This is a genomic window from Kribbella kalugense, assembly GCF_004365875.1.
Taxonomy (GTDB): domain Bacteria; phylum Actinomycetota; class Actinomycetes; order Propionibacteriales; family Kribbellaceae; genus Kribbella; species Kribbella kalugense.
In genome coordinates, this window is the sequence record NZ_SODF01000003.1 from 746,290 (window position 1) to 758,451 (window position 12,162).

At 67.0% G+C, this 12,162-nt stretch carries 12 protein-coding genes; 5 read left to right on the plus strand and 7 right to left on the minus strand.

The features are described 5' to 3' along the window. Window positions 1-29 precede the first annotated feature (29 nt). Window positions 30-914, plus strand: a complete 885-nt coding sequence (locus EV650_RS34930) for a hypothetical protein (RefSeq protein ID WP_134123420.1) — start codon at window positions 30-32, stop codon at window positions 912-914. A 43-nt stretch (window positions 915-957) separates the two neighbouring features. On the opposite strand, the gene EV650_RS34935 is transcribed toward EV650_RS34930, so the two are convergent. Further along, window positions 958-1,407, minus strand: coding sequence for a MarR family winged helix-turn-helix transcriptional regulator (locus EV650_RS34935; RefSeq protein WP_134123421.1), 450 nt, complete (start codon window positions 1,405-1,407; stop codon window positions 958-960). 54 nt (window positions 1,408-1,461) lie between these two features. Here EV650_RS34935 and EV650_RS34940 point away from each other — a divergent pair, with 54 nt between their 5' ends. Continuing rightward, a complete protein-coding gene (locus EV650_RS34940) occupies window positions 1,462-2,613 on the plus strand; it encodes a phosphotransferase (protein WP_238174674.1) in 1,152 nt (383 codons plus the stop codon). Window positions 2,614-2,711: 98 nt separating this feature from the next. Beyond that, window positions 2,712-3,200 carry a hypothetical protein gene (locus EV650_RS34945; RefSeq protein WP_134123422.1) on the plus strand — a complete coding sequence of 163 codons (489 nt, stop codon included), beginning with the start codon at window positions 2,712-2,714 and terminating at the stop codon, window positions 3,198-3,200. On the opposite strand, the gene EV650_RS34950 is transcribed toward EV650_RS34945, so the two are convergent. The 4 genes from EV650_RS34950 to EV650_RS34965 all read right to left on the minus strand — a co-directional run bounded on the left by EV650_RS34950 (window position 3,197) and on the right by EV650_RS34965 (window position 9,906). Then, a complete protein-coding gene (locus tag EV650_RS34950) occupies window positions 3,197-4,612 on the minus strand; it encodes a M28 family metallopeptidase (protein WP_134123423.1) in 1,416 nt (471 codons plus the stop codon). The two genes, EV650_RS34945 and EV650_RS34950, sit on opposite strands and share 4 nt — an antisense overlap. Before the next feature lie 74 nt (window positions 4,613-4,686). Beyond that, window positions 4,687-6,768: a M4 family metallopeptidase gene (locus EV650_RS34955; RefSeq protein WP_238174675.1), complete on the minus strand. Its 2,082-nt coding sequence runs from the start codon at window positions 6,766-6,768 to the stop codon at window positions 4,687-4,689. Window positions 6,769-6,991: 223 nt separating this feature from the next. Beyond that, window positions 6,992-8,947 carry a thioredoxin domain-containing protein gene (locus EV650_RS34960; RefSeq protein ID WP_134123424.1) on the minus strand — a complete coding sequence of 652 codons (1,956 nt, stop codon included), beginning with the start codon at window positions 8,945-8,947 and terminating at the stop codon, window positions 6,992-6,994. Between the two features lie 80 nt (window positions 8,948-9,027). Then, window positions 9,028-9,906, minus strand: a complete 879-nt coding sequence (locus tag EV650_RS34965; protein WP_134123425.1) for an SDR family NAD(P)-dependent oxidoreductase — start codon at window positions 9,904-9,906, stop codon at window positions 9,028-9,030. A gap of 89 nt (window positions 9,907-9,995) precedes the next feature. Between EV650_RS34965 and EV650_RS34970 the strand changes: the two genes are divergently transcribed. Then, the gene (locus EV650_RS34970; RefSeq protein ID WP_134123426.1) at window positions 9,996-10,457 is read left to right on the plus strand and encodes a MarR family winged helix-turn-helix transcriptional regulator; all 462 of its coding nucleotides are present in this window, start codon (window positions 9,996-9,998) and stop codon (window positions 10,455-10,457) included. Next, the gene (locus tag EV650_RS34975) at window positions 10,454-11,065 is read left to right on the plus strand and encodes a nitroreductase family protein (RefSeq protein WP_238174676.1); all 612 of its coding nucleotides are present in this window, start codon (window positions 10,454-10,456) and stop codon (window positions 11,063-11,065) included. The genes EV650_RS34970 and EV650_RS34975 overlap by 4 nt, the downstream gene beginning before the upstream one ends. Window positions 11,066-11,088: 23 nt before the next feature. On the opposite strand, the gene EV650_RS34980 is transcribed toward EV650_RS34975, so the two are convergent. After that, window positions 11,089-11,460 (minus strand): nucleotidyl transferase AbiEii/AbiGii toxin family protein, encoded by a 372-nt coding sequence (locus EV650_RS34980; protein ID WP_134123925.1) that lies wholly within the window; start codon window positions 11,458-11,460, stop codon window positions 11,089-11,091. A gap of 133 nt (window positions 11,461-11,593) precedes the next feature. Continuing rightward, window positions 11,594-12,151 carry a type IV toxin-antitoxin system AbiEi family antitoxin domain-containing protein gene (locus EV650_RS34985; protein ID WP_134123427.1) on the minus strand — a complete coding sequence of 186 codons (558 nt, stop codon included), beginning with the start codon at window positions 12,149-12,151 and terminating at the stop codon, window positions 11,594-11,596. Window positions 12,152-12,162 lie beyond the last annotated feature (11 nt).

A 12,162-nucleotide genomic window follows, 5' to 3' on the forward strand; every position in this document is an offset into this window, starting at 1 on the left:
CGCATCAGCCGTGGCCGCATCGTGGAGATATGGACTTCAGGGCAGCCGCGGTCGAGCTGTACGGGCTCACGCCCGAGCAGTTCACCGCTGCCCGGAACGACCTCGCGAAGGCAGCCACTGCCGCCGGCGACCCGCAGACCGCCGCCGGACTCAAAGCTCTCCGCAAACCGACACTCGCGGCATGGCTTGCCAACCTCCTCGTCCGCGTCGATCCTGACGGCGTCAACAGCCTCACCGAACTCGGCGAACAACTACGCCAGGCACACCTGTCCGCGGACGGACCTCGTCTGCGCCAACTGACACCGCGCCGCCACAGTCTCGTCGCGCAACTCGTCAAGACAGCGCGAGCACGTGCCCAGCGACTGCATCACCCGGTGAGTGCACAGATCGCCGAGAGGCTCACCGAAACCCTCGACGCAGCCCTGATCGACCCCGGTGCCGCACAACTCCTCCGTACCGGACAACTCACCAGCGCACTGCACCACGTCGGCTTCGGCGTCGTCGACGAAACTGGTCAACCAGCCCAACTCGCCCCCATCAAACCCAGAGTCGTCCGCAGCACCCGCACCAAGCCACCGGCCAAACGCCGACCTCCAGCCGCCGATCCCACGAAACGCCGCCGCGCAGAACTCGAGTCCCATGTCAAAGAGGCGGACGCGGCCTACACCCAAGCCGAAGCCCTACGAGTTCATGCCGAAGCAGAACTCGACGCCCACGAGCACCTTGAAGCCGACCTCAGAACCACCATCGAACGCCTCACCGAAGAACTCGAGCACGCCCAGGACCAGCTGCGCGAGGCCGGCCGCCACACCAGACACCTCCAACGCGAACGCGACCGAACAACCCGCCAAGCAGCCCTGGCCCAACGCCGCCGCGACACCGACCACCAACGCCTAAAAACCCTCGACGCCTAACCGAACCCGACCAGCAACAGTCGTTCCCGGCGTGCCAGGGCGGTTAGCTGCCTAGTTCTCGGAGGGTTTCTCGGAAGGTGGTGTAGCGGTCGGGGCCGAGGTGTTCGGACCAGAGGTGTTCGACGCGTTCGATTGCGGTGCGGCTGTGGACGACGGCTTCCTCGCCCTTCGCGGTACGGCGGACCAGGCGGACCCGGCGATCTTCGCGCAGTCGGTCGGACTCGACGTACCCGAGGCGCTGTAGGTAGTCGACGTGCTGGCCCAGACCTTGTTTCGTCATCAGTGCGACCTCAGCCAGGTCGGTGATCCGCGCGCCGCCGGGCGGGATCATCTCCAGCAGGCGGTAGTGCGAGACCCGCAGCCCGGGGAACTGTTCCTCCGAGTCGGCCAGGATCTCCTCCCGGAGCCGTCTCAAGGCAGCACCGAGCAGTCCGGCCATGTGCTCGGACCACGGTCCCGGCAGCTTGCTCGAAACGTCGTTGACGGAAGTCATAAAGCCACTTTACTATACCGATAGTAAGGTCGCTTTACTTCCTTGGGGGGAATCATGATCACTGCACTCGAACCGCTGGGGCGAGACGCCCTGACCGACGACGACTTCACCGCTCTGGTCCGGACGATCACCGGGGACCCGGCCGCCGTGCCCGAGGCAGTCCGGGTCGAGCCGGTCGACTATCCGATCGGTACGCCGAGCACCGAGTCGCTGAATCGCGTCTTCGGGACCTCCGGCGGTGTCGAGTGGTCCTGTTTTGTGAAGAAGTTCCAGTCGGTCCGGCACTGGCCGATGATCAACATGCTGCCCGCAGAGTTCCGCCCGCTCTTCATCCACAACCTGCCCTGGCAGCTGGAGATCGCGGTCCACCGCAGCGACATCGCCGCTCTGCTCCCCGACGGGATGCGACTGCCGGCGACGTACCGGATCGACGTGTACGACGACGACCGCGCGACCCTGTGGATGGAGAACGTCACGCAGGCGCCGGGTCCGTGGCCGATCGAGCGGTTCGAGCGGGCGGCGTACCTGCTCGGTCGACTGTCGGCGCGCCGCCAACCGCACCTGGTGGAGCCGTTCCTCCCCCGCGAGCACGTGACGACGCCGGGCATCGGGCTGCGCTTCTACTCAGAGGGCCGGGTACTGCGGACTGCCCTGCCGGCACTCGCCGACGCGCAAACGTGGCGGCATCCCCTCCTCAGCGCAGCGGTCTGCAATCTGGGCGACCACAGCCTGCGAGACGACCTACTGACGCTGGGCGAACGCGTTCCCGCCGTACTGGATGCGCTCGAAGCGCTGCCGCAGACCTACCAGCACGGGGATGCCAGCCCGCAGAACCTGCTGGTCCCGCACGACAACCTGGACGAGTTCGTGGTGATCGACTGGGGCTTCGACTGCCCGCAGGCGGTCGGGTTCGACCTCGGGCAGCTGCTGATCGGGCTGGCGCACGCGGGCGAGCTGTCGCCGGAGGCGTTGCCCGTCGTACACAAGGTGATCCTCAGGGCGTTCCAGGAGGGCCTCGCGGTCGAGGGGATGCAGGTGTCCGAGGACGACGTGCTGTACGGGTACCTCGGCTCGCTGCTCGTCCGGGCGGCGTTCACCGCACTGCCGTTGGAGCTGTTCGGCAAGTCCGACGCCTCACTGGCACTGTTCGAGCAGCGGGTCCAGCTGACCCGCGCGATGCTCGACCTGGTGTCACCGGTCGTCTGACGGTCATATTTCAGTCGTGTCACAGCTGCAACGAACGGCATGGCTACGTGTATCCATGATGCGTGAGGAACCTGAGCAGATACGCAGCAGTGGCAGCCATGACAGCAGCGGCCGGACTCGTGCTGACCGGGTGCGGTGACGAGTCCGGCACCGCCGGCAGTCCACCGCCGGCATCGCCGACACCGACCGCGCCCACGATGCCGTCGGTCACGCAGTCCACGCCGGTCGGCGTCGGCCTGCCGTTGACGGTCAGTCGCACCGGTGGGTTCGCGGGCTTCGACGACCAGGTGCTGATCAGCGCCGACGGCGTCGCGACCGTGAGCTCACGCGGCAAGGAGACGATCCGGTGCAAGCTCGACCCGAGCCTGCTGACGACCATCACCTCGGCCGCTCAGCAGGTCGACTGGGCCAGTGTGGTCGCGACCAAGCCGACCACCAAGCACCCCGACGACATGATCCTCGCGGTCACGGCGAACGGGAAGACGGCCAGGATCGAGGACCCGAAGCTCAAGCCGCTGGCGGCCCCGGTGAGCAAACTCCTCACCGAAGCCGCCATCCCACCAGGCAAGCTCTGTACGAAGATCTAGCCGGCGGTCACCGCGACGTCGTCGATCACGAAGCTGGTCTGCAAGGACGAGTCCTCCTGACCGACGAACTTCACCGTGACGGTTTTTCCCTTGTACGGCGAGAGATCCAGCGTCTTCTGCACGTACGACGTGCTCTTGTTCAGATTCGAGTACGTCGCCAAGGTGGTCGTCGTGGATCCGTCGACGACGACCACCTTGATCGTGTCGTACACCGTGGACGACGTGGTCTCCGCGGTGTCGATCCGGACCCACAACGACAGCGCGGCCGCTGTCGCCGAGGCAGGGATCGCCACCGCCTGACCGACGTTCTCGGTGCTGCTCCGGCCGTTCCCCTGCAGCCAGGCCTTCCAGCTGCCGGTGCGAGCCGGTCGACCGGTGTTGCTGGTGATCACGCCGGTCGTCCCCGTCCAGTTCGCCGTACCGGACTCGAACCCTGGGTTCTGCAGGAGGTTGTCACCGGCCGGTGGTGTGCCGCCGCTGTAGTCCTTCTGCGCGTACGTCCAGATCATGTAGCCGATGGCATCGATCTGTCGGTCCAGCGAGGTCAGGTCCAGGTTGCTGATCGTGTCGCAGGACCTGTGGTAGCACGCGTCGAACGCCTGACCGGCAGTACCTCCCCACTTCGCGGCCTGAGCCGAGGACTTGATCTCCTCGGCGCCGGAGAACGTCCCGGCTGTTGGGATCCCCAACGAACGGAACGCCGCGTGATCGGAGCGGCCCTGCACGTCGATGAACTCGGTCTGCACGCTCTTACTGGTGAAATACGACACCAGGTCGTCGCGAGCACCGTCACCGGCCGGGTTGTCGTCGTACACGAAGTACCCCGGGTTCGGCGACGCGATCATGTCGAAGTTCAGGTACAGCTCGATCTTGTCCCGCTCGGCCGCGGGCAGGTTGTTCACGTAGTACTTCGACCCGAGCAGCCCGAGCTCCTCGGATCCCCAGAAGCCGAACCTCAACCGATTCCTGGGGGTTTGGCCGCTGGCAGCGTAAGCGAGGGCGGTTTCTAGTACGCCGGCGCTGCCTGAACCGTTGTCGTTGATCCCTGGACCGGCGCTGACGCTGTCCAAGTGCGAGCCCGTCATCACCACATGGTCCGCGTCACCGTGCGGCCACTCCGCGATCACGTTGTACGACGTACCCGCCGAAGTACTGAACGACTGCAAGGTAGTGGTGTACCCGGCCGCGTCCAGCTTGGCCTTCACGTAGTCGGCTGACGCCTTGTACCCGGGCCGGCCGGTGTACCGGTTACCACCGTTGCTGGTGGCAATCGACTGCAGCTGGTCCAGATGGGCCTTGGTGTTGGTGACGGAGATGTCCGGCGAATCGGCGGCGACCGCAACGTTGCCCGAAGCAAACAATGCTCCGGCGACGAGGACGGCGCCGAGTCCGGAGACGAGGGACTTGTGCATGGTCCGATCTCCTTCGGCCTAAGGGGATCCGGGGCGCGGATCCGGGCGGTGGAGCCGCGCCCCGGACGTTGCGATCAGCTCGCGGTCAGCGAGGTGTCGTCGATGACGAAGCTGGTCTGCGCGGAGGAGTCCTCCTGGCCGACGAACTTCACCGTGACGGTCTTGCCCTTGTAGGCGGAGAGGTTGACCGTCTTCTGCACGTACGACGTGTTCTTGTTCAGGTTCGAGTACGTCGCCAGCGTGCTCGTGGTCGACCCGTCGACGACCTGCACCTTCGCGGTGTCGTACGCCGTCGAGGTGGTGGTCTCGGCGGTGTCGATCCGGATCCAGAACGTCAGAGTGGCGGTCGTCGCCGACGCCGGGATCGCGACCGACTGGCCGACGTTCTCGGTGGTGGCGCGGCCGTTGCCCTGCAGCCACAGCTTCCAGCTACCCGTACGCGCCGGGCGGCCGGTGTCGTTGTTGACCGGGCCGGCGGTGCCGGTCCAGTTCGCCGTACCGGACTCGAAGCCCGGGTTCTGCAGCAGGTTGTCACCGGTCGGGGGCGGCGTGGTGCCACCACCGCAGGCAGCCGCACCGGCCGGGACGGCGATGCCGCTGAACGCGGCCTCGATGCCCTTGCACTCGGCGGAGTCGGCGCCGTACAGCTCCTTGGCCGACGTGATCGCGCCTTCACGGGCGTCCTTGTAGGTGCTGCCCGAGCTGAGCTTGGTGCTCAGCGTCCGGTACCAGACCTTCGACGCCACGTCGCGGCCGACACCACCGAAGGTGGCGCCGTTGCAGGCGGTGCTGTTGTAGGAGACACCGTTGATGATCTTGCTGCCGGTGCCCTCGGAGGCCAGGTAGAACCAGTGGTTCAGCGGGCCGGACGAGTAGTGCGGGTCGAGGCCACCGGTGCTGGTCGACCAGCAGTCCACGCTGGCACCGTCCTTCGACGGCTTGTCCATGTAGCGCAGCGGCGTACCGTCGCCGTTGATGTTGATCTTCTCGCCGATCAGGTAGTCACCCGGGTCGCTCGAGTTGTTCGCGTACCACTCGACCATGGTGCCGAAGATGTCGCTGGTCGCCTCGTTCAGGCCGCCCGCGTCGCCGGAGTAGTCCAGGTTGGCGGTCGCCTCGGTGACACCGTGGCTCATCTCGTGGCCGGCGACGTCGATCGCGGTCAGCGGGTGGGTGTTGCTGATCCCGTCGCCGTACGTCATCTGGGTGCCGTCCCAGAACGCGTTCACGTACGCGTTGCCGTAGTGCACCCGGGAGCGCGCGCCCTGGCCGTTGTTGAAGATGCCGTTCCGGCCGTGGACGTTCTTGTAGTAGTCCCAGGTCAGCTGGGCGCCGTAGTGCGCGTCCACGCCCGCGGTCTGGCGGTTCGACGCGGCACCGGTACCCCAGGTGTCATCGGGGTCGGTGAACGTCGTGCCGTTGCCGGACGTCGAGCCGTTCAGGTCCGTGGTGAAGTTGCCACCGCGGTTCGGGTCGGTCAGCGAGAAGCTCCCGGACGATCCCGACGTACCGATGGTGACCGTGCCGGCGTACATCGAGTTGCCGGTACCGGTCTTGATCTCGTCGTCCTGGTCGAGCACGGCGCCCGTCTTGGCGTCGATGAAGGAGTGCAGCACCGACGGGGTCTGGTCGGGCTTCACGCCGGTGGTGACGACCTCGTACGCGAGCACGGGCTTGGTCGGCGTCACGAAGACGACCAGCGTGCCCTTGTTCGCGGTGGCCTTGAACTTCGCCGCCTGCGCACCCTTCGAGAGCGCCGCCGACTGGGACAGAGTCGGCTTGGTGGCAACCTCGACGGACTTGGCGCCGCGGTTGTACGTGACCTGACCGATCGACTCGCCCTTGCGCTTGACGATCAGGTCACCCCCGACGACCTTGAGGCCGTTGAAGGTGCGGTCGTAACGGACGTACTCCGTACCGTCCGCGTCCTTGACCACGTCGTGCACCTTGAGCTGCTCGCCCTTGCCGAGCCCGAGAGCTGTGGCGGTCTGCGGAGCCAGTGCCTGTTCGGACTGGACGGCGGCGGGCTGGTTGAAACCGGATGCGGGAAGCGGAGCCGCTCGATCGGCGGCACCCGCGGTGGAAGCGGTGATCGTCGTGGCAAGACCCGCTGCCGCGACGAGGGCCACCGCCCCTGCTGATGTCAGTCGTTTCAAGACAACATCTCCTCACGTGTGGTCGCTGTTTGGGCGCAGCGACCGAATTCAGTTGGGGACGCGCCGGATGCTGACCCAGCAGTGCCACTGCCTCATTTGTGACACTGTGTGTCGATGCATGCGATTTCTGTTACATCCGACTGAGGACCGACTGTTGCGGCCCGGTCGCCGTGAGTCAAGGGATTTGGCCGAAACGACAGGGAAAACCCTCACCCGGCAAGCGTCAGTCCGCGGGACGCAACTCGCGGCGAAGGTGTTCCGGCAACGTGACCGGCAGCCGACAGGTAAATTTCTGACATACGTACGCCGCCTGCTGCTGCCGGCCCTCCATCAGCGGTACGGCGAGACCAGGAGCGCCGGTCACGATCGCCGTACCCCAGGGCGCGTCGGTGAACGCGGTCCTGGTCAGCTCCGGCTGATCGCCGACGATCGCGATCTCGAGCGGGCCGCCGGCAATCGTCTCGGCGACCGCGAGGGCCCGGCCGGCGAACCGGGGCGCTCGCTCGGCGATCGCCGCTGATGCCTTCAACGCATCGGCGGCCGCAGTCTCGTACCGGACCGATCCGGTCAGGCTGGCGAGAGTTGTGAACGCCTCCGCGGCGAGGCTGACGCCGGACGGGCTGGCGTTGTCGGTCGGGTCCTGCGGCCGCCAGACCAACTCCTCGGCGTCGGCCGCGGTGTCGAAGTAGGAGCCATCGGCAACGAATTGCTCCAGAGTCCTGTCCAGCAAGGCCTGAGCGGTCTCGAACCACACGATCTCGCCCGTCGCTCCGACCAACGTCAGGCAAGCTTGCGCGAAGGCCGCGTAGTCCTCGAGAACGCCGTGCGCGGTGCCTCGCTTGCCATCGCGGGAGGTGCGGTGCAGCCGGCCGGAGTCAAGATGGACGCTCCGGATCAATTCGGCTGCCGTTCGCGCGGCATCGACGTACGACGGTTTGCCGAGGACGACCCCGGCCCGGGTGAGGGCTGTGATGGCGAGACCGTTCCAGGCGGCGACCACCTTGTCGTCGCGGCCCGGGTAGGTGCGGCTGCTTCTGGCCTGCCGGAGAGTCTCGCGGATGCGGTGCCAGCGGTCGGGGTCGTCCGGGTCCTGCCGGAGCTGGAGGACGGACGACCCATGCTCGAACGTCCCGGTGACGTCGCAGAGCTCGATCACCCAGGCGGCGTCTTCGTTGCCGAGGGCATCGTTGAGTTCAGCCGGCGTCCACGCGTAGTACTTGCCCTCCTCGCCGTCCGTGTCGGCATCGAGGGCGGACGCGAAACCACCTTCCGGAGTGCGGAGCTCGGCCAGCAGGAAGTCCGCGGTCTCCTCGGCGATCCGCCGCGCGAGCGGGTCGGCGCTGATCGTCCACCACTGCGTGTAGACGTCGAGCAGGAGTGCGTTGTCGTACAACATCTTCTCGAAGTGCGGGACGATCCACTGGCCGTCAACGGAGTACCGCGCGAAGCCGCCGGCAAGCTGGTCGTACATGCCACCGCGAGCCATCCGGTCGCACGTGTGGGCGACCATCGCGAGCGCGTCCTGGGACCCGGTACGGCGATGGTGCCGGAGCAAGAAGTCGAGCACCATCGACGGCGGGAACTTCGGCGCCCGCCCGAAGCCGGCGTCGACGGGGTCGAAGTCGGTCTTCAGCAGCTGGACCGCCTGCTCTAGGTCGAGGGCTCCCCCCGCAGGCTGCTGCTGCGCGCCGAGCTGCTCGACGACGCGCTTCCCGATCCCGTCGATCTGCTCGCGCCGGTTCTGCCAGGCGTCGGTGATCGCCTCCAGTACCTGCCGGAACGATCCCATCCCACCGCGCGCATCCTTCGGGAAGTACGTACCGCAGAAGAACGGCTCCCCCGCCGGCGTCAGGAACACCGACATCGGCCACCCGCCCTGCCCGGTCATCGCCACCGTCGCCGCCATGTAAATGGCATCGACGTCCGGCCGCTCCTCCCGATCCACCTTCACACTCACGAAGTGCTCGCTCAGGTAGGCCGCGGTCTCGGGGTCCTCGAACGACTCGTGCGCCATCACGTGACACCAGTGACAAGCGGAGTACCCCACCGACAGGAAGATCGGCACGTCTCGCTCCCGCGCCTCGGCGAACGCCCGCTCCGACCACTCCCGCCACTCGACCGGGTTCCCCGCGTGCTGGCGGAGGTACGGACTGGTCGATCGCCCAAGCTCGTTAGCCACACCCCCACCGTACGGAATGGGCCGCCGCACGCAGCAGTTGCAAGGCCGCCGGCTGCGAAGGGGGTGAGCGGATTGCAGGGTCAGTGTCTGACGTGGGGGGTGTTCTGGACGAAGTCGGCGGTGGCTTGCCACAGTTCACGCTGGATGCTTTCGTCCCGGCCCGCCGGTGGACAGGTGAGGGGCTTGGCTCCCTTGGCGGCGAAGAAGCCGCCGGTGGCTTCGGCGAACGTCGGGTCGGTCGCGAGCTGGACGATGATGTCGGCGCCGTGCTGCGGGTTGCCGATGTTCAGGGCCTTGAGGACCTTCTCCAATGCGCCGGCGACCGCGAGGTCGCGGCCGAGCCCGGTGACGTTGAACCCGGGGCAGCAGCAGGAGACGGCGACCCCGGTGCCCTTCAGTTGACGCCCCAGCTCCTGGGTGAACATGACGTCGAGCAGCTTGGTCCAGCCGTAGAGCCGGGAGGACTCGCGGCGCGAGTAGGGGGCGGTGTCGCCCAGGTACCGCAACGGGTTCCCGTCACCGGCGTGGTTCGCGGCCCGGGAGGCGACGTTGACGATCCGCGCTGGGGCCGACGCCGTAAGACTCCCCCGTAGCAGGTCGGTCAGCAGCCAAGGGGCGAGATAGTTCACGACGGTCATCTCGGGGAGCCCCTCGGAGGTGACGCGCTGCTCGAAGGCGTGCACGCCCGCGTTGTTGATCAGTACGTCGATCCGCGGGACGGAGTCGGCCAGCTGCCGACCGACGCGGCGGACGTCGGCGAGCAGCGACAGGTCCGCCAGGAAGATCTCAACGGTGGTACCCGGAGCCGCCTGCTCGATCTCCCGCTGCAACTCTGCGGCCTTCCGCTCGCTGCGCACGACCAGTGCCAGGTGCGCGCCCTGGCGGGCCAGGTCGAGGACGGCAAGCCTGCCCAGTCCGTTGGTGGCGCCGGTGAGGACGACGACGGGTGGGGTCTGCATGGAACTGCCTCCTCGCAATTTTCAATGAGGTACCTCATCAAAGTATCATCGGTGAGGTACCTCAGCAAGCAAGGGGAGGAGAGTTGACGATGAGCGAGCGCCCGGACCCCGTCGACGTCGGGTTGCACTACCTCGCGGTGGGACACTTCCTTCGCAAGGTGGTCGACGACCACATGACCGCGGGCGGCCTTTCCCTTGCCCGCAGCAAGGTCCTGGAAGTCCTCACCCACCGGAGTCCGCTCCAGCAGTCGGCCCTGGCTGAAGCGCTCGGCCACGCACCCCGCTCGGTCACCCAGGCCGTCGAGGCGCTGGAACGCGAGGGGCTGGTCGAGCGAACCACCTCCGCCGAGGACCGACGCTCCAAACTCGTCACCCTGACCCCACCCGGGGCAACGGCTCTCGCCGCAGGCGCCACGGCGGGTCACGCCGTACTGAGCGAAATCTTCGGTGCCCTGCCGGACGCCGAACTCGTTCGTCTCGACACGTTGCTCGCCGCCATCGATACCGCCATGTCCGCTCAGCCGAAAGGCAAAACGGCCGAGGCACGATGATCGGACCTGGGCTGTTCGAGCTACCGAGCACCCACCCGGACGGAATGGACCACTGCACGGAGCAGTTGGATTGGTGCATGCCCGTGCACCCGTTGCTCGCCAGCCGCTTCAGCCCGATGTGGTTCGACCCCAGCTGGACCGTCAGCGAGGACGACGTTGAACTACTCCTCGACGCGGCCCGCTGGGCACCGTCCGCGGGCAACTCCCAGCCGTGGGCGTACTTCGTCGCCCGCCGCGGCGAACCCGATCACGATCGCCTGGTCAAGCACCTCGCCCGCAGCTCGGCCCGCTGGGCCCCGAGCGCCTCGCTCCTGATCGTGACGATGGCCCATCGCTACATCGAGGACACCGACTGGGCCTACTCCGACTTCGCCGACTACGACCTCGGCCAATCAGTCGCCCACCTGACCCTCCAGGCCCACGCCATGAACCTCGCCTGCCGCCAATTCCGCGCCTTCAACCTCGAAACCCTCACCACCGACCTAAACCCGGGCCCCGGCTGGCACATAATCTCCATGATCGCCATCGGCCACCCCGCCGAAGACCGCCCCGACTCCCGCGAACGCCGCAGCACAACAGAACTCCGCACCGCCCCCTGGGACGCCTAGGCGCGAGAGGTACGTCGGCCGTGTCAGGACCGTTCGTGCTCGCGTTCGCGCGCGAACGCCGGATCGAGTACTGCGGCAACCTTCGCCAGCTGATCGTCAAGGTCAGGTTCGCTGATCTCTTCGAGGTGTTCTTTGCGTCGCCAGGCTGCCCACTTCGCCTGCGCCACGGCGCCGTACCCGACAACCGCCGGGGCAATGGGACCGAGTTCGACCTTGCGGTAGCGGGCGACGGCGGTGACTGCCTGCAAGAGTTGCTGCTCGTTGATGGCATGCCGCTCGGCCAGCTGGACGATGTCGACGTAATCCCGCCAGCGAGTGCTCGTGATGCCGCGTTCCAGGATCGTGATTCCTTTCTCGGCGATCGTCGTCTCCGGCGCGTAGCCGAGCAGCTCGATCTCCCCGCCCGGTCCAGGAACGAGTCGAGCGCGTGCCGCGTAAGGTACTCCGCCGTCGGCGTCGGCCTGCCTTCCTTGGCGCCATCTGAGCGCGCCTTGTTCTGGATCTGCCGGAACACCGCATCGCCATCGGTCACGTGAGCAGCTCCAAAGCTTGTAGAACCGGTCCCTCGGCCCGGGGAAGGCGTGCCGCGATCGCTATCAGCCTGGCCGGTTTGCCGCCCCGGCGAAGCCACTGTCGCAGCGCCTCCCGACCGAGGTCGTATCCGAGGTCGCCACGAAGGCGGAACGTGTCGGCGATGCACCGTTCGGGAGAGTAGAGCCCGATCTGGAGCTCGGAGCCGGGGATCGGGATCTGCGTTCGGCCAAGGTCGAAGGTCGCCTTGGCGAACAAGTGCCAGCTGATTGCAGCCTGCGTCGCCGGAACACGTGCCCCTCGTGGGATTGCGACATCGAGCGCATCGGGAATCGTGTCGGTGAGATCGTGGATCGCGAGCGCTGAGGTCAGACAGATCGTCGCGTCTGTACGACGGGTTGCTGCTTCGATCCAGTCCCAGTCGGCGGCCGGGGCGTCTGCCGGCCGGTAGATGCCCCGGGCGATCCGGTCGTACTCTCCCGCGCGTGCTGCACGGTAGAGAGCGCTCTTGGACAGGCCGGCGTCAGGCGCACCCTTAGGGCGCAGCGCTTCCATGATTCACCTCC